Genomic DNA, 19067 nt, shown 5'->3' on the forward strand with positions numbered 1-19067 from the left:
CTCGGGGGAGGAGGGGACGGGGGTGCCGGCGATCCGGGCGACGCGGGCCTCGACGAGGGTCGCGGCGCGCTCGAGGGCGAGGCGGTCGTCCTCGTCGAGGTCCTCGAACAGCGGGGCCAGGGCGGCCTCGAGGCGGAGCCGGTGCTCGGCGAGGGCGTCGAAGCCGGCGGGAGTGCCCTCGATCAGCCAGGCGCGGCCGTCGCCGGCGTCGTGGACGCGGCGGATCCAGCCGGCCTCGTCGAGCCGGGCGATGATGCCGGTCATCGTCGGCTGGGTGACGCGGACCCGCTCGGCGAGCTCGCCGAGGCGGGAGGGGGAGGCGGTGCGCAGCTCGGCGAGCGTCGACCAGACGGCTCCGGACTGCGCGCCGAGCCCGGTCGCGCCGCTCGCCCGGCCCGCGAACCGCGTGAGGGCGGTGGCGGCGGAGGCGAGACGCACGGGGGCACTGGAATCGGGCACGAGAAACAATATAGCACGCCTATGTAGTTCGGTCGAGGGCGCTTCGAGTCCACCCTCCATCGGGCGCACTCACTGACGTTCTCCTCCGCTTCTGTGACAGGATCGTCCGTATTCGCGCGTCCACTCCCGCGATCACCGACGGAAAGAGAAGTCATGTCCCCCAGCGAGCACGACGTCGTCGTGATCGGAGCCGGTGCCACCGGACTCACCGCGGCGCTTCGGCTGCAGCAGCACGGCCTCGACGTCGTCGTCGTCGAGGCGCGCGAGCGGGTGGGCGGTCGGCTCGAGACCCGCGTGGTCGACGGGCAGCTCCTCGAGCTCGGCGGCCAGTGGGTCTCGCCGGACCAGACGGCGCTCCTCGAGACCCTCGACGAGCTCGGCCTCGGCACCTACTCCCGCTACCGCGAGGGCGAGAGCGTCTACATCGGCGCCGACGGCTCCGCTCGCCGCTTCACCGGCGACATCTTCCCGGGGAGCGAGCGCACCGAGTCCGAGATCTCCCGTCTGATCGAGGTGCTCGACCGCCTCGTCGCCGAGACGGATCCGGCGGCGCCGTGGACGCACCCGCTCGCCCGCGACTACGACCGCATCACCTTCGCCGCATGGCTGGAGCAGCAGAGCGACGACGAGGAGGCGCGGGCCAACATCGCCCTCTTCCTCGCCGACGCCATGCTCACCAAGCCGGCGCACGCCTTCTCCCTCCTCCAGGCGCTCCTCATGGCCGCGAGCGCGGGGAGCTTCAGCAACCTGGTCGACGCCGACTTCATCCTCGACAAGCGCGTGATCGGCGGCCTCCAGCAGGTCCCGGAGCGGCTCGCCGAGCGCCTCGGCGCCGAGCGCGTCCTGCTCGGGCACCCGGTCCGCTCCGTCCGCCACGGCGACGACGGGGTCGAGGTGCGCGCCGACGGCGTCGTCCTCCGCGCCCGCCGCGCGATCGTCGCCGTGCCGCCGAACCTCGTCGGCCGCATCTCGTTCGACCCGCCGCTCCCGCGCCTGCGGCAGCAGGCCCTGCAGCACCAGTCGCTCGGCCTCGTGATCAAGGTGCACGCCACCTACGCCACGCCCTTCTGGCGCGCCGACGGCCTCTCCGGCACCGCGTTCAGCCCGCACTCGCTCGTCCACGAGGCCTACGACAACTCGAACCACGGGGAGGAGCGCGGCACCCTGGTCGGCTTCGTCTCGGACGAGAAGGCCGACCGCGTGCTCGCGCTCGACGAGGCGGAGCGGAAGGCCGCGATCCTCGACTCGCTCGCCGCCTACTTCGGCGCGGCCGCACTCGATCCGGTCGTCTACTACGAGAGCGACTGGGCGTCCGAGGAGTGGACGCAGGGCGCGTACGCCGCGAGCTTCGACCTGGGCGGGCTGACCCGGTACGGCGCGCTGCAGCTGGAGCCGGTGGGTCCGCTCCGCTTCGGCACGAGCGACCTCGCCGCCGAGGGCTACCAGCACGTCGACGGCGCCGTCCGCGTCGGCAGGCGCCTGGCACAGGAGATCATCGACGAGGACGGCGCGACCGCACCGGCCCCCCAGCGCGAAGGAGCACAGCCCGCATGAGCACCCACTACGCCGTGATCGACCCGGCCACGGGGGAGACCCTCCGCGAGTACCCGACCCTCGGCGACGCCGAGCTGACCGCGGCGATCGGCTCGGCGCAGGACGCCTACTCCTCGTGGTCGCGAACCGTGCCCGTCACGACCCGCGCGGCGCTGATCGCCCGCGTGGCAGAGCTGCACGTCGAGCGCGCCGACGAGCTCGCGGCGATCATCGTCCGCGAGATGGGCAAGCCGCTCGACCAGGCGCAGGGCGAGGTCGGCTTCGCCGCCGACATCTACCGCTACTACGCCGAGAACGGCGAGGCCTTCCTCGCCGACGAGCCGATCGAGCTCGCCGAGGGCACCGGCTCCGCGCTGATCCGCCGCGCCGGGCTGGGCGTGCTGCTGGGCATCATGCCGTGGAACTTCCCCTACTACCAGGTGGCCCGCTTCGCCGGCCCGAACGTGGTCGCGGGCAACACGATCCTGCTCAAGCACGCGCCGCAGTGCCCGGAGTCGGCCGCCGCCATCGCCGACGTGTTCCGCACCGCGGCCGAGGAGCTGGGTGCGCCCGCCGGCGTCTACGTGAACCTCTACGCCACGAACGAGCAGACCGCGACCGTCATCGCCGACCCCCGGGTCCAGGGCGTCTCCGTCACCGGCTCCGAGCGGGCCGGCGCGGCCGTCGCGGAGCTCGCGGGCCGCCACCTGAAGAAGGTCGTGCTCGAGCTCGGCGGCTCCGACCCGTTCGTACTCCTGTCGACCGACGACCTCGACAAGGCGGTCGAGGACGCGGTCGCCGCGCGCCTGGACAACAACGGCCAGTCCTGCAACGCCGCGAAGCGCTTCATCGTGATCGACGAGCTGTACGACGCGTTCGCCGAGAAGTTCACGGAGGCGTTCACCCGCGCCCAGCCGGCCGACCCGTTCGCGGAGGGCACCCTCCTCGGCCCGCTCTCCTCCTCCGCCGCGACGGAGCGCCTCGAGGCGCAGCTGGCGGCCGCGCGCGAGCAGGGGGCCACCGTCCGCGCCAGCGGCGAGGTGACCGGCAACTTCTTCCCGCCCGCCGTGCTCGAGGGCGTCACGCCCGCGATGGACGCTTACCGCGAGGAGTTCTTCGGCCCCGTCGCCGCGCTCTACCGCGTCCGCGACGAGGACGAGGCGATCGCCCTCGCGAACGACACCCCCTACGGCCTCGGCTCCTACCTCTACACGACCGACCAGGAGCAGGCGCTGCGCCTGGCGGACCGGATCGACGCGGGCATGGTCTGGATCAACCTCGTCCTCGGCGACGCAGCCGAGCTGCCCTTCGGCGGCGTGAAGCGCTCGGGCACCGGCCGCGAGATGGGCCGCCCCGCCCTCGAGGAGTTCGTGAACAAGAAGCTCATCCGCATCGCGTGAGACGGGCGCGGGCCGGGCCCCGGAGTCGATCCGGAGCCCGGCCCGCAGCCGCTCGGCCTGCGCCCGCTCACTTCTTCGTCAGCGACGACTCCTTGTGCGCGGCCTTCGCGTCGGTCTTGTCGCTCTGCACGATCCAGTAGGGCTCGTCGTCCGAGGCGTTGAACTTCTGCCCCTCGAACTGGAACTCCTTCGTCTTCTTCTCGACCAGCTCGCCGTGGGTCTCGCCCTGCGAGGTGTTCCAGCTGATCTTGTCGCCCTTCTTCACGAGGCGGCTCCTCTCTCTCGGTCGCGCCGGAGCGCGGTGGTCCCGTCGCGCGGGAGCGCGATGGTGGTGGTGACGTCGACGATCGCCGGAGCGGCGGGCGCCGACGAGAAGCCGAACCGCACGGGCGGCGAGAGCGGGCGCAGCGGGCCGAGGTCCTCCTCCGCCAGCACCGCGTGGACGCCCTCGACGCGGCGGATCGCCCGCACGCCGTAGTACTCGCGGCGTCCGTGCCCTGCCGACCCGGCCGTGCTCACTCCGCGGACGAGCAGGGAGGCGACCGGCGAGATCGCGGTCAGCCATGCCGGGTGCTCGGCGAGCGGTCGTGGAACGATCCGCAGCAGCCGGCCGAGCGGAGTGAGACCGCCGAGCTCCAGTCGCACCGCGAGCGGTCCGGCCGCGACGGACAGGCCGCCCGCGATCCTCCGCCACGACACCGGCGCGATCCGCACCTCGTCGAACGCGTACGTCGACCCGATGAAGTCCGCGACCTCGCGGGTCGGTGCGATCAGGAGGCGGTGGCCGTCGCCGTCCTCGACCATCGCGTCGGCGAACGGGCCGAAGGGGGTGTCCTCCCAGAGGCCCAGCACGATCCTCGTGCCCGAGGACGTGCCGAACCCCGCGATGCGCCCGCCGAAGCGGAGGAGCCGCGGGGTCCGGCCGGTCATCAGGAGGCCGAGCGCAGCAGCGTGAACGAGCCGTCGCGGACGATCAGCGTGGTGACCTCGCCCTCGACGACCTGCTCCGGGTCGCTCGAGGCGGCCAGCCTCCACTCGGCGCCGGGCGCCTCGGGAACGGTGAACTCGACGCCGTTCTCCGCCGCGTTCAGCAGCAGGGCGAAGCTCGCGCTGCCCTCGTGCTCGAACACGAAGGTGATCGAGCGGGCGTCGGGGTTGTCCCAGTCCTCGTCGGCGAAGCCCTGCGCGTCGGAGCGGAGGATGTCGACCGTGTCGGGGCCGCCGTCGCCGGGGGCGCGGCGGAACCACTTCGGGCGCAGCGCCGGCTCCGCGGCGCGGAGGGCGATCAGCTCGCGGGTGAAGGCGAGCAGCTCGCGGTCCGCGTTCTCCCAGTCGAACCACGAGATCTCGTCGTCCTGGCAGTAGGCGTTGTTGTTGCCGCCCTGCGTGCGGGCGATCTCGTCGCCGCCCAGGATCATCGGCACGCCGGCCGAGAGCAGCAGCGTCGCGAGGAAGTTGCGGCGCATGCGGTCGCGGCGCTCGTTGACCGCCTCGTTCTCGGTCGGGCCCTCGGCGCCGTTGTTGGAGGAGCGGTTGTCGCTCTCGCCGTCGTTGTTGTCCTCGCCGTTGGCCGCGTTGTGCTTGCGCGAGTAGGCGGTGAGGTCGGCGAGGGTGAAGCCGTCGTGCGCGGTGACGAAGTTGATGCTGGAGACCGGCGAGCGGCGGTCGGCCTCGTACACGTCGGGGGAGCCGAGGACGCGCTGCGCGGTCGTGCCGAGCACCGAGTCGGCGCCGTTCCAGAAGTCGCGCACGTCGTCGCGGAACTTCCCGTTCCACTCCGACCAGTCCGCGGGGAAGCCGCCGACCTGGTAGCCGGCGGTGTCCCACGGCTCGGCGATCATCTTGACGGGCGCGAGCACCGGGTCCTGCGCGATCAGGTCGAGGAAGGCGCTGTGCACCTCGGCCTCACCGGTCTGGCGGGTGAGGGTGGTGGCGAGGTCGAAGCGGAAGCCGTCGATGTGCATCTCGGTCACCCAGTAGCGCAGCGAGTCCATGATCAGGCCGAGCGCGGCCGGGTGCGCGACGTTGAGGCTGTTGCCGGTGCCGGTGGTGTCGAAGTAGTTCGCGCGGTCCTCCTCCACCAGTCGGTAGTAGGAGCCGTTGTCGATGCCCTTGAACGAGAGGGTGGGGCCCTTGTCGTTGCCCTCGGCGGTGTGGTTGTAGACCACGTCGAGGATGACCTCGAGGCCGGCCTCGTGGAACGCCTTGACCATGGCCTTGAACTCGTCGACCTGCGAGCCGTCGTCGCCGGCGTGCGAGTACTCGTTGTGCGGCGCGAAGAAGCCGAGGGAGTTGTAGCCCCAGTAGTTGCGCAGGCCCTTCTCCTCGAGGTGCGAGTCCTGCACGAACTGGTGCACGGGGAGCAGCTCGACCGAGGTCACGCCCAGGTCGGTGAAGTGCTTGATCGCGGCGGGGTGAGCGAGGCCGCGGTAGGTGCCGCGGATGTCCTCGGGCACGTCGGGGTGCAGCTTCGTGAAGCCCTTCACGTGCACCTCGTAGACGACGGTCTCCTCGAGCGGGATGCGCGGCGCGGTGTCGCCGCTCCAGTCGAAGGAGTCGGGATCGGTGACGACGCAGCGGGGGACCGCGTGCGCGGAGTCGGCGTCGTTGCGGGTGTCGGCGTCCTCGTAGAACTGGCCGAAGACGTCCTCGGACCAGGTGTACGAGCCCTCGATCGCGGTGGCGTGCGGGTCGAGGAGGAGCTTGGCGGCGTTGTGGCGGAGGCCGTTGGCGGGGTCCCAGGGGCCGTCGACGCGCAGTCCGTAGCGGGTGCCGATGCCCATCTCGGGGACGAGGCCGTGGAAGACGTGGCCGGTCCGCTCGGTGAGGGCGACGCGGGTCTCTGCTCCGGACTCGTCGAAGAGGCAGACCTCGACGCTGTCCGCGGTCTCGGAGTAGACGGCGACGTCGGCGCCGGCGTCGCCGCGGAGGGAGACGCCGAGGGGATACGGGAAGGAACGGGGGGATGCGGGCATGCGTCCATCCTGACCGGGCGGCTCCGGGAGCTTCGCGCCCTTGTCGCCGCGCCCGCCTCCCGCTAATCTTCCAGGCCCTCCCTTCGACACGGCGCCCTCCGCGGGCATATAGTCAGCTGGCTTACTAAATCGTCGGAGGAGAGCGTCGTGCGCAACCGCAAGTGGATCGGGCTGGTCGTCATCAGCCTCGGAGTGGCGACGATCATCGTCGACTCGACCATCGTCAACGTCGCCATCCCGTCGATCGTCGCCGATCTCGGGATCACCTCGACCCAGGTGCAGTGGGTGCAGGAGTCGTACACGCTCGTGTTCGCCGCGCTCCTGCTGGTCTTCGGCACCCTCGCCGACCGCTGGGGCCGGCGCCGCATGCTGATCGTCGGCGTCTCGCTCTTCGCGCTCTCCTCCGTCGCGGCGGCCCTCGCTCCGACCGGCGACCTGCTGATCCTCTCCAGGGTCGTGCAGGGCGTCGGAGGAGCGATGGTGCTGCCGACGACCCTCTCGCTGATCAACGCCACCTTCCGTGGGCGCGAGCGCGCCATCGCCTTCGCCGTCTGGGGCTCGACCATCGGCGGCATGACCGCGGTCGGCCCGCTGCTCGGCGGCTGGCTCACCACCGACTTCTCGTGGCGCTGGGCGTTCGGCATCAACATCCCGCTCGGCGTGATCATCGTGGTCGGAGCGCTGCTGTTCGTCGACGAGTCGCGGCAGCCCGACGGGCGGCGGGTCGACCTCGTCGGCGCCGCGCTCTCGATCATCGCCTCCGCCTCCCTGGTGTTCGCCCTGATCGAGGGGCGCACCCTCGGCTGGTGGGGTGTCGACGAGCGCCTGAGCGTCGGCGGATGGAGCTGGCCGCTCGGCCTCTCGCCGGTCCCGATCGCGTTCGCCGTCGCGGTGCTCGCCGGGGTCGCCTTCGTCCTCTGGGCGCGGGCCCGCGAGCGCGCCGGGCGCTCCGCGATGCTCGCGATCGGGCTCTTCCGCCTCGCCTCGTTCCGCAACGGCAACCTCGCCGCGATGATCGTCTCGCTCGGCGAGTTCGGGATCATCCTGGCGCTGCCGATCTGGCTCCAGAGCGTCCTCGGCTACACGGCCGTGCAGACCGGCCTGGTGCTCCTCGCGCTCGCGCTCGGCTCCTTCGTCGCCTCGGGCTTCGCCGGCGCCTTCGGCAACAGGGTCGCGCCGGTGCTGATCGTGCGGGTGGGCCTCGCGGCCGAGATCGTCGGAGTCGCGGGCATCGGCCTGGTCGTCTCCGACTCCACCCCGTGGTGGGCCCTCGTCCCGTTCCTCGCCGTCTACGGCTTCGGCGTCGGCCTCGCGACGGCGCAGCTGACCGGGGTCGTGCTCCGGGACGTGCCCGTCGAGCTCAGCGGGCAGGGCTCGGGCACGCAGTCGACCGCACGGCAGATCGGCTCCGCCCTCGGCATCGCCGTGCTCGGGACGATCCTCTACACCTCGACCGCGGGGGTCCTCACGACCTCGCTCGAGCAGCAGGGCCTCCCCGCGGAGCAGGTCGCGAGCACCGTCGACGCGGTGGTCGACTCCTCCGGCGCCGCGATCGCCGGGCTCGCCGCGTCGCCGGCAACCGCCGACGCGGCCCGGGCGGCGGGCGAGGCGTTCTCGGACGGCACCCGCTACGCGGCCTTCGCCGCCGCCGGGTTCCTCGCCGTCGGCTTCCTGGCCACGCTCTCGCTCGGCCGCCCGGCAGAGGAGGAGGAGCCGGAGGTCAGCTCAGCGGAGCCGAGTCGTCGGCGGTGAAGACGATCTTGCCGATCGTGCGGTCGGCGCCGGTCGCTCGGCGCGACAGCACGTCGACGACGTCGCCCAGCGGATGCACGGCGCCCGGCCGGGGCCGCAGCTCGCCGGAGGTGGCGAGCGAGACCGCGCGCCCGATCCGCTCCGCCGTCGCCACCACGATCATGTTGCGCACCCGCGGGCGGTCGCGGAGGACGAGGCCCGTCGCCTGCGAGACCAGCGCCGGACCGCTCGGCACCAGCGTCGTGATGCGCCCGCCCTCGGCCAGGAGGATCGCCGCGTCGTCGACCGGCAGGTGGCCGGAGACGTCGACGACCACGTCGAAGCGGCCGCCCAGCACCCCGAGGTCGAGCGCGCGGTAGTCGTGCGGCTCGGCGCCGAGCGAGCGGAGCAGGTCGGCGGAGGCGGCCGAGCCGGTGGCCGCGACCGTGCAGCCCGCCCGCACCAGCAGCTGGATCGTCGGATCGCCGATGGCTCCCGAGCCGCCGCTGACGAGGACGCGCTCGCCGGCGCGCACGTGCAGTGCGTCCACCAGGCCCACCGCGGTGCCGCCCGACATCGCGAGCGTGACGGCCTCGACGAAGCCGAGGGAGTCGGGCATCGGGACGAGCGAGCGGCTGCGGGCGATGGACGCGTCGGCGAAGGCGTCGCCGTCGCGGGTCATCCCCACCACGCGGTCGCCGATCGCGACCGAGTGCGACCCCGGGCCGAGCGCCTCGACGGTGCCGGCGATGTCGAGGCCGAACCCGTAGGGACGGGAGCGGCCGACGGCCATGATCCGCGCGGAGCCGGACAGGATCTTCTCGTCGGTCGCGTTGATGCTCGCCGCGCGCGTGCGCACCAGGACCTCGCCGCGACCTGGCATGGGCACCGGCGCTTCCCGCCACGAGAGCAGATCGGGCCCGCCGAACCTGTCGTACCCGAGTCGTCGCATGTCGCTCCCGTCGTCCGTGCCAGCCCCCCCGAGCCTAGGGCGTGGCCGCTGAGCGGAGGCGTCGCGGGAGCCCGGCGGAACCCCCTCCGGTGCCCGCGGGCCCGGTGCTACCGTGGCGGCCATGAGCGCAGACGACAGCCCCGAGTTCGCAGGCTTCGAGGCCACCCCCTCCACCGATGCGGAGAAGGCCGACGACGTCCGTCCCGCCGACGCCGAGGTCGAGGAGAACACGACGGCCGACGAGAGCCGCGACCCGGACCACGGCTACGACCCGATGAGCGAGAGCGGCTCCGAGAACGCCCCCGAGGACGAGGTCGGCCCCCGCGAGGACGAGGAGGGCCTGCTTCCCCCCGGCAGCACCGCCGAGGGAGCCGGCACCGCGCTCGGCGCCGACGCCGTCGAGGGCGGCGAGCCCCTGGGCGAGAACGCGAGCGCCGGCACCCCCGGCCAGCTCGCCGACGAGCGCTGGCGCACCAACGGCATCAACCCGCTGGGGTGAGCCGTCTTCCGCGGCGGCCGGCTACCGCCGCGGTAACGACCACCGCCGGAGGCGAACCGTCGAAACGCGTTCCAGCGTTTCGGCGTAGCCGGACGCGACCCGCTCCACCTGCCCGGCCACTCCTGGGAGCCGACCGCGCCGCGGCGGGCGGGGACCGCCGCGCAACAAACACAGCTGGCGTTCCGGTTGCTCGGAGGAGGAGCAGGGGTGGGCGCCGTAGCGTTCCAGGAGCGCGGCACGCCGGTCGCGCGGACGGGGAGTCCCATGTCGTTGTTCCTGAACCGCACTCGTGAGGTCCGATGGACCGAGGACGAGAGGCGGGCGCTGGCCGAGGCGGTGGCGGAGGACCGGGCCGACGCCTGGCGCGGAGTGGGTGCGCTCGATCGCACCGTCGTCGTCTCGACCGAGGATCCCGGCGTCCGCGGCGGCGCGCGCTGGCCCACCGATCACCGTGCGTTCCTGCGCGTGGACCGCGGCGCCTCCGTGGTGCTCGCTACCGACGGGCTGAGCGATCCCTTCGACCGGCTCGCGCATCCCGGCACCGGTCTCGGCCTCGAGCTGTGCCTCGAGACGTCCGCCGTCCGCGGCGTCCCCACCGCCGAGCTCTGGAACCACTGGCACTTCCGCCTGCTGTACGAGGCCGCCCGACGGGCCGCCCTCCAGGGGGTGTGCTGTCGCAGCTCCCTCGACACGGCGCGGCTCGCGAACGTCGCGGCGCCGCCCGCCTGGACCGATGAGCAGGGCACCGTCGGTGTCCTCCTGGGCCTGCGCAGCCCCGGCCTGCCCGAGCGGCTCGACCTGGCGACCGGTCACGCCGACCTGGTCACCCTCACGCCGCTGCGGCCGCAGGAGCACGCCCGGGCGTCGGTCGACGCAGGCGCCCGTGCCGAGATCGCCGAGCGCCTCGGGGCCCTGCCGCACGAGGAGCTCGTGCACACGGCCCGGCCGCTCGTGGTCTGAGGAGCGTCGCGGGTCAGGAGCCCTCGGCCGGCTCCGGCACCACGGTCATCTCGCCGGTGTTGTTCGCGCTCGCGATGAACTGCTCGATCCACAGGCGGTTCAGCGACGGCCGCTTGCTGCCGTGGAACCGGAAGTGCAGCGGAGTCGTCGGGTGCACCCAGACGGAGCTGCGGCCGTAGCCGGACGACTCCGGCTCGCTCCAGGAGAGGCTGAACGACTCGTTCCGCCGCATCTTGGTGAACATCGCGACCTTGAGGTGCGCGAGGAGCCGGTCCTCGAAGTCGATCTCGAGTGATTGCGGTCCGTAGATCAGTCGTCCCATTGTCTCCGCCGTGAAGTGGTGCCGACGCGCCGGAGTCCCGGACGGCGTCGCGGGCTCCGTGAGCTCGGGAGCCGCCACGGAGAGGATACCGATCCTGCGGCCCGGAGGGGTGACACGGGTTTCGCCTCCGCCGGCCGGGGGCGGGATCACCCCGTCAACGACGGACGCCCCGCCGACCGGATCCGGGGATCCTGGTCGACGGGGCGTCGGAAGTCGGAGATTACTCGCCGACGCCGCGGATGTTCGCGGCCTGCGGGCCCTTGCGGCCCTGCTCGACGTCGTACTCGACGTGCTGGTTCTCGACGAGCTCGCGGTAGCCCTGCTTCGCGATGGCGGAGAAGTGCGCGAAAACGTCGGCGCCTCCGTCGTCGGGAGCGATGAAGCCGAAGCCCTTTTCGGAGTTGAACCACTTAACGGTGCCAGTAGGCATTTCTTTTCCTTATGTGTTAATGACGCCGACCGGGGCCGGCGTCGTCAGAGTCCGCACGAGTGTGCGGTACCCGCTCGACTCGGCCTCCGCGGGTGAAACACGCGTCTGCCGGAGTCGTCCGGGTCGTCTAGGGGCTGAGCTCGCGCCTCCGGGGGAGGGCGGCTCTGCGGGGGAGAACGTCCCGCGGACCGGGCGAGCCGGTGGAGCGGGGGTCGAACGAGGAACGGCGCGGCTTCCGCGGCGTCCTGTGAAGGGCGGTACCCGTCTGCGAGGCGGGCGTTCGAACCGGACGACCGAGGACGATACTCTCGGTCGGTGCGGTCTCTATCAGGGGCTGAGTCTCTTCGTCGTCGTGCGACTTCTCAGCCGTGGAATTCGGGCGATCGCCCAGGAGATGTCTCGACTCTACGGGATCACGGCCCCCGAGCGCGACCGCCCGCGTCAGACGGCGCGCCGATCCGCGTGCGCGAGGCGGCCGGAACCGCTGTCCGGGCGGGTCGCGGTGTGCCACGATACGACTCGGATCGCGCCGTTCCCCGCCGCCGATCCCCGCCGCCGATCCCCGCCACAGCCTCCCCGCCACAGCCTCCCCGCCACCGTCGCCCCGGAACGAGCCCGGAGCCCGTCCTCCCGAGGTCACCGTGCCCCTGCCTCCCCGGCCCGCCGACGCCGCGGTGCTGCTGCGCGAGCAGTGCGAGGTCGGCGTGCTCTGCGCCCGGCGTGCGGGCGGGGTGCTGACCGCCGCCTCCGCGCTGCACCTGCTCGCCCTGACGCCCGCGCAGCTGACCACGGTGCTGCCGAGCCTGGCGCTACTGGTCGTCTCGGCGCTCGTGCAGCTCGCGCCCGGCCGATCGGTCGCGACCGGGACGAGGGCCGTGATCCTGGGATCCGCGCTGGACGTCGCGGCACTCGCCGCCTTCCTCTCGCCGGGCGTCGACGCCTCCCTCCGCGCCGTTCTGGGCGGGATCACGATGCTCGCCTCGATGGCGCTGCCGTGCGCGCTGCTCGCCGTCGGCTCCTGGCGGGGCATGCCGTGGGCCGCGGTCCTCGCGCTGCTCCCGGTCCTCGCCCTCGGCGCGGCGGCGACGGGCGCGTCCGGGCGCGCTCCCTTCGTCCTGATCTCGGTCGTCGTCTGCTGGGCGCTGCTCCTGACCGCCGCGCGGTGGCTCGCGGGCTGCGTCGCGCGTGCGCACGTCGGCACCGCCCGCCTCCGGACCGCCCACGACGCCGAGCGCCGCTCGAGCGAGAGCGAGTCCCGGCACCGCGCCGACGCGCGGCTGATGCACGACACGATCCTGGCGACGCTGACAATGGTGGCGCACCGGGGGGAGGGCGTACCCGCTCCCGTGCTGCGCGACCGGGCCGCCGCCGACCTGGCCCTCCTGCGCGGTCTGGAGACGGTGGAGGAGCCGGACCCGGACGGGGCGGCCGGGGTGCCGGAGGCGCTCCTCGCGCTCGGTCGGCGGTCGGCGGCGGTGGGCGTGGAGGTGCGCTGGCACGGCGGTGCGCAGCCGCGGATCCGACCCGAGGTGCTCGACGCCGTGGTGCGCGCGACCGGGGAGTGCCTCGAGAACGTGCGGCGCCACTCCGGAGCGGACCTGGCCCACGTGAGCGTGGCGGAGGAGGCGGGCTCGCTCCGCGTCGTCGTCTCGGACGAGGGGCGCGGTTTCGACCCGGCCGCGGTGGCGGCCGGACGCCTCGGCCTCGCGGAGTCGGTCGTCGGCCGGATCGAGGCGGTGGGCGGCGAGGTCCGGGTCTTCTCGGCGCCCGGGTCCGGCGCGACCGTGCTGCTGAGCGTGCCGCTGTGAGCGGGTCGCGGCAGGAGGAGGGGACGCTCCTGGAGCTGGTCCGGGCGGCGGACAGGAGCCCGGGCGCGCTGTGGAGCATCCGCGAGCGCCTCACCCGGCCGAACCGCCTGAGCGGGAGCTACCTCGGGCTGGGCTTCCTCACGATGGCGGTGCTGCTCGACATCCGCGGAGTGATCTCGTACCTCTGGTCCCTCGACGCGCGGTCCGCGACCTGGCTGAGCGGACTCTCCTGGCTGCTGGTCGTCGCCGCGAGCGCGGTGGGGGTCTCGATCGCCCTCCGCCGCCACGGCGAGCTGCCGCGCCGGGCCTTCGCGGGCGTCCTCGCTGTGGACGTGGCCGCGCTGCTGCTCGAGTTCGCCGACCACGCCCTGCCGACACCGGCTCCGATGTACTACCCGTCGGTCTGCGTGGGAGTGGGCGCGGGCGTGATCGCGCTGATCACCTTCCAGCCGCTCTCGCGCTCGTTCCTCGCTCTGGTGGTCCTGGTCGGGCTCACGGCGCTCGGCCTCGTCGGCCAGGCGCTCCTCGGCGACGGAGGCGCCGCCCTCGCGGTGAGCAACGTCCTCCTCGCCGTCGCGCCCGCGGCCGTGTGCGTCGTCGTGCTCACCTCGCTCGACCAGTACGTGCGGCGCACGCTCGACCGCAGCCTGGCCGACGGCACCGTCCACGCCGCGGACGACGAGTTCTCGCAGGTGGACGCCCGCATCGAGGAGCTCCTCGAACGGGTCCGGACGCCGGTGCCGCTGGACGAGGAGCTGGGCGAGCGGGCGCGGGTGCTCGGAGACGAGCTCCGCGAGGCGCTCGCCCGCAGCCACGACCGCACCTGGCTGAGGATCGCGGTGGAGGAGTCGGCGCTGCTGTCCTCCGCTGTCGCGATCGACGATCCGAGCGGGGCTGCGGCGCTGCTGGCCCCGCTCGACCGCTCGCGGCTGCTCTCGGTGCTCTGGCTGCTCACCGCCCCCGCGGGGAGGACTCCGCTCGCCGTCCGCCTGGAGCCGGGCCAGAGCGGCGGGGTGGAGCTCGCCCTGGTCGCCGCGGGCATCCGCGCCCGCGACCTCGACCGCTCGGTCTGGGGCATCCTCAGCGAGCTCGGCGAGTACCGCACGACGACCGACCACGGCGCGACGAGGATCCTCGTCGCCCACCGGCCCCGGAGGAGGACGACGACATGAGCGACGAGCCCGCGATCACGCTGGCCATCCTCGACGACCACCCGATCCTGCTGGCGGCGCTGGCGGAGTGGATCCGCCGCTCGGGCACGGACATCCGCGTGGCGGCGACGGTCGGCACCTGGACGGACCTGCTCGCGCATCCGGCCTTCCCGACCGACGTGGTGCTGCTCGACATCGACCTCGGCGACGAGCTCGACCTCGCCATGAAGATCCGGATCATCGCGGCCGCCGGCGCCGCCACGATCATCATCAGCACGCACTCCGAGCCGGGCACGATCAGCCGGGCGCTCGAGGCCGGGGCGCACGGCTACGTGGTCAAGAGCGAGCGGACCGAGACGATCCTCGCGGCGATCCGCGCGGCGGCGCGCGACGAGCGCTTCCTGACGGCGCAGACGCGGGAGCTGCTCGGGGCCGACCGCCCGGGCACCCTGACGCACCGCGAGCGGGAGATCGTCCGCCTCTTCGTCGACGGGATGCCGCTGAAGCAGGTCGCCACGCTCCTCGGCATCACCCAGGACGCCGCGCGGAGCTCGCTGCGCAGCGCCCGAGGCAAGTACCGGGCGGAAGGGCTGGCCGTCGGCACGAAGATCTCGCTCCGCAGGCAGGCTCTGCGCGACGGGATCGTCGAGCGCTAGGCGCGCGCTCGACGATCCCGGGGGCCTAGACCGTCTCGGCGCGCTTCTGCCGCGCGGGCTCGGCGGGGTCGGAGGGTCCGTTCCAGATCGAGACGATGCCCCAGACGACGGCCGCGATCGGCACGGCCAGCACGGCGCCGACGATGCCGGCGAGGACGGTGCCCACGGTCAGGGCGATCAGGACGATCAGCGGGTGCAGCTTCAGCGAGCGCGCCATCACGACCGGCTGGAGGAAGTTGCCCTCGAGCTGGTTGACCCCGATGACGACCAGGATCACGATCAGCGCGGCGACCGGGCCGTTGGCGACCAGGGCGACGAGAGCGGCGAGGATGCCGGCGGCCGTGGCTCCGACGATCGGGATGAACGCGGTGAGGAAGACGATGACGGCCAGCGGGATCGCCAGCGGCACCTGGATGATCGCCAGCGCGACGCCGATGCCGATCGCGTCGACCGCCGCGACGGTCGCCGTTCCGCGGACGTAGCCGCCCAGCACGTCGACCGTCTTGTGCCCGACGCGCTTGGCGCGCTCGTAGCCCGAGCCGGTGAAGGGGCGCAGGAGGAACTCCCAGATCTTCGGGCCGTCCTTCATGAAGAAGAACAGCACCACGATCATCAGCACGAGGCCGGTGATGAAGTTCGCCGCCGCGGAGACGCCCGCGAGCGCGCCGTTGCCGAACGAGCTGGAGGTGAGGAAGTCGACGACCGACTGGCGGGCGGACTCGATCTGCTCGTCGGTGATCTGGAACGGCAGGTGCTGCACGTAGTCCTGCAGCGAGGTGATGCCGTCGGAGGCGCTGCTGACCAGCTCGTCCCACTGGTTGCGGACCGCGACCGTGATCAGCCAGCCGACCGCGCCGAGGATCGCGAGCAGCCCGATCAGCGCCAGCCAGGTCGCGAGGATCGACGGCACGCCCTTGCGCCGCATCCACGCCAGGACCGGGTGGATCGCCGCGGCGAGGATGAGCGCGATCATCACGGGGATGAGCACCAGCGTGAGCTGCGTCATCGCGAAGACGAGCACCGAGGCCAGCAGGAGGACGATGACGACCTGGAGGCAGCGGGTGGCGAACCGGCCGAGGCCGTCGCTCCAGACCCGCCGCTGCGGATCGGGTGCGCTCGGCTGCGGCGCTGCGGCGCTGGTCGAGGAGTCGTTGCGGTCGAAGAAGCCCATGGAGGGACGGTATCGGCTCGGGCCGACCTGCCGTCCCTCCTTGACACCCCGCCCGCGCCGCGGCGATGCGGGGGTCAGAGACCGGCGGGCTTCTCCGGCGTGCGCAGCCAGGCATCGAAGAAGTCCGCCAGGTCGGAGCCGGAGACGTTCTCGGCCAGGGCCTGGAAGTCGGCGGTCGTCGCGTTCGAGTAGCGGTTCTCGGAGGCCCAGCGCTTCAGCAGCACGCCGAACGCGTCCGCGCCGATCCGGTCGCGGAGGGCGACGAGGGTCAGGCCGCCGCGGGCGTAGACGGGCGCGTCGAAGAGGCCCCCAGCTCCGGGGTCGGCGACGGCGGTCGACCAGAACGGGTCGTCGGCGGGAGCGGCGGCGACCCGGGCGGCGGACTCGGTGACGCTCGCGCCGCCGGTGTGCTCCTCCCAGAGCCACTCGGCGTAGGTCGCGAAGCCCTCGTTCAGCCAGATGTCGGACCAGGTCTCCGGAGTGACGCTGTCGCCGTACCACTGGTGCGCGGTCTCGTGCGCGACGGTCGATTCGTCCGCGCCGCCGGAGTAGAACGAGCGGCCCTGGGTCTCGAGAGCGTAGCCGATCCGCTCGTCGTCGACTACGGCTCCGGCCGAGCGGAACGGGTACGGGCCGAAGACGGAGGAGAAGTAGTCGATGATCGCGCCCTGCTTCGCGAGCGCCGCCTCGGTGCGGGCGCGGGTGTCGCCGGTGATGTCCCGGTCGATCGCGTCGATGGTCGTCACGCCGCTCTGGGTGGAGCGGACCAGGTCGTAGTCGCCGATGTTCACCATGGCGAGGTAGCTCGCCATCGGGCTGGTCTCGACCCAGCGCGAGGTCGTCCACCCCTTCGACGTGGTGGGGGAGCCGACCGGCAGGCCGTTCGCGACCACCGTCCGGCCCTCCGGGACCGTGATGCTGAAGGTGTAGCGCGCCTTGTCGGCGGGCGAGTCGTTGACGGGGTACCAGGTCGAGGCGCCGTCCGGCTCGCTGGCGACCAGGGCGCCGTCGTCCGTCGACCACCAGCCGAAGGGGGCCCCGGTGCCGTCGACGGGGTTCCCGGTGATCCCGGCGTAGTCGATGCTCACCAGTGCGGGCAGGCCCTTCCGGAGGGTCCGGGCGGGCGTGACGGTCAGCTCGTCCCCCGACTGCGAGAACCGGGCGCCCCCGGCGTTGACGGTGACCTTCGAGACGGTGAGGCCGGTCAGGTCGAAGGAGAGCGAGCGCAGGTCCTTCTGGGGCGCGAGGGTGACCACGGCCCTGCCGCCGAGGGCCCGGGTCGCCGGATCGTACTTCAGGACGAGGCTGTAGGTGAGGGCGTCGAAGCCGCTGCTGCCGAGGCCGGGGAAGTACGGATCGCCGGCGCTGGTGCCCCCGTCGACGGCGCCCGCGCGGGCGGCGGGGGAGGCGATGGCGGCGGGTGCGAGGAGGAGGGAGGAGGCCACGAGCGCGCTGAGCGCGGCTGACGCACGGAATGTCATGTCCGCACGCTAGCGGGCGGGCGTTTCGTGCGCGTGTCGGCACCGTGCCGAGGAGAAGCCTCGTCGATCGACGGACGGGCGATGACGCTCCTGCCGGGGCGAGTCAGCTGCGGAATCCGTCGCTGCCACGGAGCATCGCACGGTGGAACTACCCATTCGAGCCGCCGGAGCCCCGCGGATCGTTGCGGCGGCGACGGATTCCGCACTACAGTCGCCGTGTTCATGCAGGTGCATGGGGTGCGGTACCCGAAGCCGCACTGCACCGCCCTGCTCGGAGCAGACGCCTCCGCCGGGAGGGATGACGATCCTCTCTCCCGGCGGGAGGCGGACCGGGCGGATCCGCCCGGCCGCCGCCGGCGCTACGCCGGGACGCGCACCGTCAGCCCGCCGGGCTCGATCCAGGTGCGGAACGCCGAGGTCGAGCCGAACGGATCGCCGTCGAGCTCGATCTCCTGCGCGTGCTCGAGGCGGACCGTGAGGTCGCGGCCCTTCACGTACCGCAGGGCCGACACCTCCTTGGTCAGGCCCATCAGCTTCTTGCCGACGACGCCGCTGCGGCGGAGCACGCCGTTCTCCCACACCACCTTGAAGATGATCTGCACCCAGCCGAAGAAGCCCTCGGGGCGCAGCAGGACGATGTCGAACTCGCCGTCGTCGACGGCCGCGTCCGGCAGCAGGAGGATGTTCGCCGGCAGGGCGCCGCAGTTGCCCACGATGATCGTGTGCGCGCGCACCTTGCGGGTCTTCGAGCCGTCGAGGCGGTAGCGGAACTCGAGCTGGTTCTTGTCGAGCAGGGCCTTCCGCAGCGCGTCCACGTAGGCGAGCCAGCCGGCCCGCTTCTTGAGGTCGTCGTCGGTGTTGGCGAGCATCTTCGCGTCGATCCCGAGGCCCGCCATCACGACGTAGGCGTGGCGGTCGCGGCCCGTGGAGGTCTCGATGTCGATCATCCCGACGTCGATCGCCCGGTCCTGTCCGGAGAACGCGACGGTCAGGGAGTTGTCGATGTCGTCGAGCGTGAGGTTCAGGTTGCGGGCGAGCAGGTTGCCGGTGCCGGAGGGCAGCAGCGCGAGCGAGGCGTCGGAGCCGCGGAGGGCCTCCGCCACGACGCGGACCGTCCCGTCGCCGCCGGCCGCGATCACGACGTCGGCGCCCGCGGCGAGGGCCTCCTTCGTCTGACCGGCCCCGGGGTCCTCGACGGAGGTCTCGTACCAGAGCGTCTCCTCCCAGCCGGCGGCCTCCTCGGCGCGCTTCACAGCGGCCTTCACCGACTCCAGGTCGACCTTGACGGGGTTGTAGACGAGCGCGGCACGGCGGCGCTCAGGCATCGTCGCGGCTCTCGTCGAGCTCGTCGCCGTTCTCGTCGACACGGCCCGGTCGCACGGCGGCGTCCTCGCGGATGTCGATGCGGGTGTCGCCGGCCTCGGTGGTGGAGACCTCGATGCGCGGGGCCGCGTCGGCCTCCGTCGCCTTCGGGGCGCTGGTCAGCTGGTCGTGGCGGTCGTCCGCGCTCTGGTCGGTCATGCCTGGACGGTAGCAGCG

General features: G+C 72.8%; 19 protein-coding genes. 8 read left to right on the forward strand and 11 right to left on the reverse strand.

The genetic code is table 11. From position 1 onward, the window contains the following. Positions 1-459: MarR family winged helix-turn-helix transcriptional regulator (locus C5C37_RS08220; protein WP_181127390.1), on the reverse strand; the 459-nt coding region annotated here is incomplete at its 3' end. A gap of 153 nt (positions 460-612) precedes the next feature. Between C5C37_RS08220 and C5C37_RS08225 the strand changes: the two genes are divergently transcribed. Together C5C37_RS08225 and C5C37_RS08230 are read left to right on the forward strand one after the other, a co-directional pair. Further along, on the forward strand, positions 613-2013 hold the full coding sequence (locus C5C37_RS08225) for an NAD(P)/FAD-dependent oxidoreductase (RefSeq protein WP_104338776.1): 1401 nt from the start codon (positions 613-615) through the stop codon (positions 2011-2013). Next, positions 2010-3392: an NAD-dependent succinate-semialdehyde dehydrogenase gene (locus tag C5C37_RS08230; protein ID WP_104338777.1), complete on the forward strand. Its 1383-nt coding sequence runs from the start codon at positions 2010-2012 to the stop codon at positions 3390-3392. The genes C5C37_RS08225 and C5C37_RS08230 overlap by 4 nt, the downstream gene beginning before the upstream one ends. A 67-nt stretch (positions 3393-3459) precedes the next feature. Here C5C37_RS08230 and C5C37_RS08235 read toward each other — a convergent pair whose 3' ends face one another. The 3 genes from C5C37_RS08235 to glgX are packed head-to-tail and all read right to left on the reverse strand — an operon-like array spanning position 3460 to position 6367. Then, positions 3460-3657, reverse strand: coding sequence for a DUF2945 domain-containing protein (locus C5C37_RS08235; RefSeq protein WP_056866275.1), 198 nt, complete (start codon positions 3655-3657; stop codon positions 3460-3462). Next, positions 3654-4322 carry a hypothetical protein gene (locus C5C37_RS08240; RefSeq protein WP_104262783.1) on the reverse strand — a complete coding sequence of 223 codons (669 nt, stop codon included), beginning with the start codon at positions 4320-4322 and terminating at the stop codon, positions 3654-3656. The genes C5C37_RS08235 and C5C37_RS08240 overlap by 4 nt, the downstream gene beginning before the upstream one ends. Continuing rightward, entirely contained in the window at positions 4322-6367 is a 2046-nt protein-coding gene (gene glgX / locus C5C37_RS08245) for a glycogen debranching protein GlgX (RefSeq protein ID WP_104337198.1), read from the reverse strand. The genes C5C37_RS08240 and glgX overlap by 1 nt, the downstream gene beginning before the upstream one ends. Positions 6368-6514: 147 nt before the next feature. Between glgX and C5C37_RS08250 the strand changes: the two genes are divergently transcribed. After that, positions 6515-8119, forward strand: coding sequence for a DHA2 family efflux MFS transporter permease subunit (locus C5C37_RS08250; protein ID WP_104338778.1), 1605 nt, complete (start codon positions 6515-6517; stop codon positions 8117-8119). On the opposite strand, the gene C5C37_RS08255 is transcribed toward C5C37_RS08250, so the two are convergent. Further along, positions 8088-9050, reverse strand: coding sequence for an NADP-dependent oxidoreductase (locus C5C37_RS08255; protein ID WP_181127391.1), 963 nt, complete (start codon positions 9048-9050; stop codon positions 8088-8090). The genes C5C37_RS08250 and C5C37_RS08255 overlap by 32 nt on opposite strands. 121 nt (positions 9051-9171) lie before the next feature. Here C5C37_RS08255 and C5C37_RS08260 point away from each other — a divergent pair, with 121 nt between their 5' ends. Together C5C37_RS08260 and C5C37_RS08265 are read left to right on the forward strand one after the other, a co-directional pair. After that, positions 9172-9549: a hypothetical protein gene (locus C5C37_RS08260; protein WP_104314845.1), complete on the forward strand. Its 378-nt coding sequence runs from the start codon at positions 9172-9174 to the stop codon at positions 9547-9549. A 264-nt stretch (positions 9550-9813) separates the two neighbouring features. Continuing rightward, positions 9814-10509 carry a hypothetical protein gene (locus C5C37_RS08265; RefSeq protein WP_104257992.1) on the forward strand — a complete coding sequence of 232 codons (696 nt, stop codon included), beginning with the start codon at positions 9814-9816 and terminating at the stop codon, positions 10507-10509. A 13-nt stretch (positions 10510-10522) separates the two neighbouring features. Here C5C37_RS08265 and C5C37_RS08270 read toward each other — a convergent pair whose 3' ends face one another. Beyond that, complete coding sequence (locus C5C37_RS08270; protein WP_258066673.1) at positions 10523-10909, reverse strand: hypothetical protein; 387 nt, start codon at positions 10907-10909, stop codon at positions 10523-10525. A 142-nt stretch (positions 10910-11051) separates the two neighbouring features. Then, the gene (locus tag C5C37_RS08275) at positions 11052-11261 is read right to left on the reverse strand and encodes a cold-shock protein (protein WP_055786246.1); all 210 of its coding nucleotides are present in this window, start codon (positions 11259-11261) and stop codon (positions 11052-11054) included. A 641-nt stretch (positions 11262-11902) separates the two neighbouring features. On the opposite strand from C5C37_RS08275, the gene C5C37_RS08280 reads away from it, so the two are divergent. The 3 genes from C5C37_RS08280 to C5C37_RS08290 are packed head-to-tail and all read left to right on the forward strand — an operon-like array spanning position 11903 to position 14876. Continuing rightward, entirely contained in the window at positions 11903-13069 is a 1167-nt protein-coding gene (locus C5C37_RS08280; protein WP_104222936.1) for a sensor histidine kinase, read from the forward strand. Continuing rightward, the gene (locus tag C5C37_RS08285) at positions 13066-14241 is read left to right on the forward strand and encodes a hypothetical protein (RefSeq protein WP_104338780.1); all 1176 of its coding nucleotides are present in this window, start codon (positions 13066-13068) and stop codon (positions 14239-14241) included. Before C5C37_RS08280 ends, C5C37_RS08285 begins: the two co-directional genes overlap by 4 nt. Further along, positions 14238-14876, forward strand: coding sequence for a response regulator (locus C5C37_RS08290; RefSeq protein WP_104257995.1), 639 nt, complete (start codon positions 14238-14240; stop codon positions 14874-14876). Before C5C37_RS08285 ends, C5C37_RS08290 begins: the two co-directional genes overlap by 4 nt. A 25-nt stretch (positions 14877-14901) precedes the next feature. Here C5C37_RS08290 and C5C37_RS08295 read toward each other — a convergent pair whose 3' ends face one another. From C5C37_RS08295 to C5C37_RS08310, 4 genes are all read right to left on the reverse strand, one after another. Further along, positions 14902-16047 (reverse strand): AI-2E family transporter, encoded by a 1146-nt coding sequence (locus tag C5C37_RS08295; protein ID WP_104226105.1) that lies wholly within the window; start codon positions 16045-16047, stop codon positions 14902-14904. A 74-nt stretch (positions 16048-16121) separates the two neighbouring features. Next, on the reverse strand, positions 16122-17528 hold the full coding sequence (locus C5C37_RS08300; RefSeq protein WP_104338781.1) for a M1 family metallopeptidase: 1407 nt from the start codon (positions 17526-17528) through the stop codon (positions 16122-16124). A gap of 359 nt (positions 17529-17887) precedes the next feature. Beyond that, a complete protein-coding gene (locus tag C5C37_RS08305; RefSeq protein WP_104222931.1) occupies positions 17888-18853 on the reverse strand; it encodes a diacylglycerol kinase family protein in 966 nt (321 codons plus the stop codon). Next, the gene (locus C5C37_RS08310) at positions 18846-19049 is read right to left on the reverse strand and encodes a multidrug transporter (protein ID WP_104222930.1); all 204 of its coding nucleotides are present in this window, start codon (positions 19047-19049) and stop codon (positions 18846-18848) included. Before C5C37_RS08310 ends, C5C37_RS08305 begins: the two co-directional genes overlap by 8 nt. Positions 19050-19067 lie beyond the last annotated feature (18 nt).

The sequence above is a fragment of the Rathayibacter sp. AY1F9 genome, from assembly GCF_002932155.1.
Taxonomy (GTDB): Bacteria; Actinomycetota; Actinomycetes; order Actinomycetales; family Microbacteriaceae; genus Rathayibacter.

Bases quoted from the DNA above. Each gene is read 5' to 3' on its own strand.
- C5C37_RS08225 (WP_104338776.1), top strand. From the start codon at position 613: ATGTCCCCCAGCGAGCACGACGTCGTCGTGATCGGAGCCGGTGCCACC.
- C5C37_RS08230 (WP_104338777.1), top strand. From the start codon at position 2,010: ATGAGCACCCACTACGCCGTGATCGACCCGGCCACGGGGGAGACCCTC.
- C5C37_RS08240 (WP_104262783.1), bottom strand. From the start codon at position 4,322: ATGACCGGCCGGACCCCGCGGCTCCTCCGCTTCGGCGGGCGCATCGCG.
- glgX (WP_104337198.1), bottom strand. From the start codon at position 6,367: ATGCCCGCATCCCCCCGTTCCTTCCCGTATCCCCTCGGCGTCTCCCTC.
- C5C37_RS08255 (WP_181127391.1), bottom strand. From the start codon at position 9,050: ATGCGACGACTCGGGTACGACAGGTTCGGCGGGCCCGATCTGCTCTCG.
- C5C37_RS08260 (WP_104314845.1), top strand. From the start codon at position 9,172: ATGAGCGCAGACGACAGCCCCGAGTTCGCAGGCTTCGAGGCCACCCCC.
- C5C37_RS08265 (WP_104257992.1), top strand. From the start codon at position 9,814: ATGTCGTTGTTCCTGAACCGCACTCGTGAGGTCCGATGGACCGAGGAC.
- C5C37_RS08275 (WP_055786246.1), bottom strand. From the start codon at position 11,261: ATGCCTACTGGCACCGTTAAGTGGTTCAACTCCGAAAAGGGCTTCGGC.
- C5C37_RS08290 (WP_104257995.1), top strand. From the start codon at position 14,238: ATGAGCGACGAGCCCGCGATCACGCTGGCCATCCTCGACGACCACCCG.
- C5C37_RS08295 (WP_104226105.1), bottom strand. From the start codon at position 16,047: ATGGGCTTCTTCGACCGCAACGACTCCTCGACCAGCGCCGCAGCGCCG.
- C5C37_RS08300 (WP_104338781.1), bottom strand. From the start codon at position 17,528: ATGACATTCCGTGCGTCAGCCGCGCTCAGCGCGCTCGTGGCCTCCTCC.
- C5C37_RS08305 (WP_104222931.1), bottom strand. From the start codon at position 18,853: ATGCCTGAGCGCCGCCGTGCCGCGCTCGTCTACAACCCCGTCAAGGTC.
- C5C37_RS08310 (WP_104222930.1), bottom strand. From the start codon at position 19,049: ATGACCGACCAGAGCGCGGACGACCGCCACGACCAGCTGACCAGCGCC.